The 2,541-nt window shown below is 75.0% G+C and carries 2 protein-coding genes; one reads left to right on the top strand and one right to left on the bottom strand.

Annotated elements, in window-relative coordinates; translation table 11 throughout:
* Positions 1-74 precede the first annotated feature (74 nt).
* Positions 75-731 carry a DUF305 domain-containing protein gene (locus VR44_RS25880; RefSeq protein ID WP_045950006.1) on the top strand — a complete coding sequence of 219 codons (657 nt, stop codon included), beginning with the start codon at positions 75-77 and terminating at the stop codon, positions 729-731.
* 105 nt (positions 732-836) lie between these two features.
* Here VR44_RS25880 and VR44_RS25875 read toward each other — a convergent pair.
* On the bottom strand, positions 837-2,541 hold a 1,705-nt coding region (locus VR44_RS25875; RefSeq protein ID WP_045950005.1), incomplete at its 5' end, for a SpoIIE family protein phosphatase.

Here is a 2,541-nt window from a genome sequence, read left to right as displayed (position 1 = left end):
GTATAGGGCGGCTCTCCGGCGCTCCCGCCGGCCGAGCCCGTTCCCGCACGTCACAGCACAGGAGAAGCACCACCATGCGCGCAAACCGTTCCCTGGTCCGCCGTACCACCGCGCTCGCCGCGGCCGTCACCGCCGCCCTCGTCCTCGCCGCCTGCGGCGGGAAGTCCGACGGCGCCTCCGGACACGGCGGCGGCCACGACGCCTCCGCCCCGGCCTCCGCCTCCGCCGCCCCCTCGGGCACCGCGCAGGGCGCGGCCGCGAACAACGCCGCCGACACCGCCTTCGCCAAGGGCATGGTCCCGCACCACCGCCAGGCCCTGGAGATGGCCTCGCTCGCCGCGACCCGTGCCGAGTCGCCCGAGGTCAAGGCCCTCGCCGACGAGATCAGGAAGGCCCAGGACCCGGAGATCAAGACCCTCTCCGGCTGGCTGGCCTCCTGGGGCGAGCAGGTGCCCGCCGCCGAGGGCGGCGGCCACTCCGGCCACTCCATGTCCGGCGGCTCGGGGATGATGACGGGCGAGGAGATGGACCAGCTCACCAAGGCCTCCGGCAAGGAGTTCGACACCGCCTTCCTCCGGCTGATGGTCAAGCACCACGAGGGCGCCGTCGCCATGGCCAGGACGGAGCAGACGGACGGCAGGTACCAGCCCGCCAAGGACATGGCCGCCGCGATCATCGCCTCCCAGAGCGCCGAGATCACCCGGATGAACGGCCTCCTCGGCAAGAACTGACCCCCGCGACCGGCCGAAGGCCCCCGCGCCGCCCCTTCCGGGCGCTGCGGGGGCCTTCGTCCTCGCCCCTGCCGGGACGCGCGGTCGGAACGCCGGGCGCGGGGGCTATCCGCCGACCCGGGCGACGAGGAGGGCGATGTCGTCGTCCGCCGCGGCCGGGACCAGGTGGGTGATCAGGGAGTCGCAGACGTGGTCCAGCCGGCGCTGCGGGTCCGCGAGGAGCTGGGCGAGTTCGGCCAGCCGCTCATCGAGGTCGCTGCCGCGGGCTTCGATCAGGCCGTCGGTGTAGAGGACGAGGAGGCTGCCCGGGGGTACCTCGACCTCGGTGGGGGTGAAGGCGATGCCGCCGACCCCCAGGGGGACCCCGGGCGGGGTGTCGAGGATGCGGACGGTGCCGTCGGGGAGGGCGAGGGCGGGCGGCGGGTGGCCGGCCCGGGTGACGGTACAGCGGCCGGCGGCGGGGTCGACGACCACGTACAGGAAGGTGGCCAGCATCGGCTCGGACAGGTCGGCGAGGGCGGCCTCCAGCTGGTGCAGCAGGCGCACCGGCGACAGGTCCAGGCGGGCGAGGGAGCGTACGGAGGCCGACAGCCGGCCCATGACGGCGGCGGCGCCGATGCCGTGGCCCATGACGTCGCCGATCAGCAGCGCGGCCTTGCCGCCCGCGAGGGGCAGCACGTCGTACCAGTCCCCGCCGACCTCGTTGACGTCGCTCGCGGGCAGGTAGCGGTGGCTGACGTCGATGCCCGGGGGCGGGGTGATGTGCTGGGGCAGCATGCTGCGCTGGAGGATCACGGCGGTCTCGTGCTCGCGGTGGTAGAGGCGGGCGTTGTCGATGCTGAGGGCCGCGCGGGCCGCGAGTTCGGAGGCGAGGGTGACGTCCTCGGAGCCGAAGGGGCCGAGGGGGCGGGTGCGGTAGAAGCTGGCCACGCCGAGGACCCGGTCCCGGGCCACGAGCGGGGCCATGACGAAGGAGTGGACGCCCGCCTCGACCAGTTGCGCGGGTCTGGCCGTGTGCCGGGCCGCGGAGGCGATGGCCGGTCCGTCGAGGCGGGCCACCAGGTAGGGCTGCCGGCCGGCGAGGGCCTGGGTGTAGGGGGCGGCCGCGGGGAAGACGAGGGTCCGGCCGAGCGGGGCGAGGATGTCCGTCACCAGGGACCCGCCCAGCGGGGCCCGGCCCAGCCGCCGCAGGGCCGCGCCGCCGGTGAGGCCCATACCGGGTTCCTCTCCGTCGGCCAGGGCGCCGAGGACGTCGACGGTGACGGCGTCGGCGAGGCGGGGCACGGCGAGGTCGGCGAGTTCCTGCGCGGTGCGCTCCAGGTCGAGGCTGGAGCCCATCCGGATGCTGGCCTCGCTGAGCAGGGCGAGCCGGCGCCGGCCCGCCTCCGCCTCGACGTGGTCGCGGCGCTGGTCGGTGATGTCGACGAGGGAGGCGATGACTCCGATGGGCATGTGCGCGGGGTCCTCGACCCGTACGTAGGAGCAGGACCACACGCGGTCGTGGTCCGGTTCGGCCGGGGTGCGTCCGATGCGGCGGCGGTCGAGGACCGGCTCCCCGGTCTCCAGGACCTGGAGCATGGCCTCCTCCATCTCACGGGCGTTGACCGCCGGAAGGATCTCGGCGAGGCGGCGCCCCACGTGAGCCGACTCGGGCAGGCCGTTCATCGCCTCCAGGGCGGCGTTGACCTGGAGGAACCGCAGCTGGGTGTCGAGGATGGCGATGCCCACGGGCGATCGGGCGAACAGGCCGTCCCACACCGCCGAGGAGCCACGGATGCGCCGGGCGGCGGGTGCGTCGGCGGCGAAGACC

Origin of the sequence: Streptomyces katrae (genome assembly GCF_000966975.1) — a bacterium.
GTDB classification, from domain to species: domain Bacteria; phylum Actinomycetota; class Actinomycetes; order Streptomycetales; family Streptomycetaceae; genus Streptomyces; species Streptomyces katrae.
This window is presented reverse-complemented; position numbering and strand designations above follow the sequence as displayed.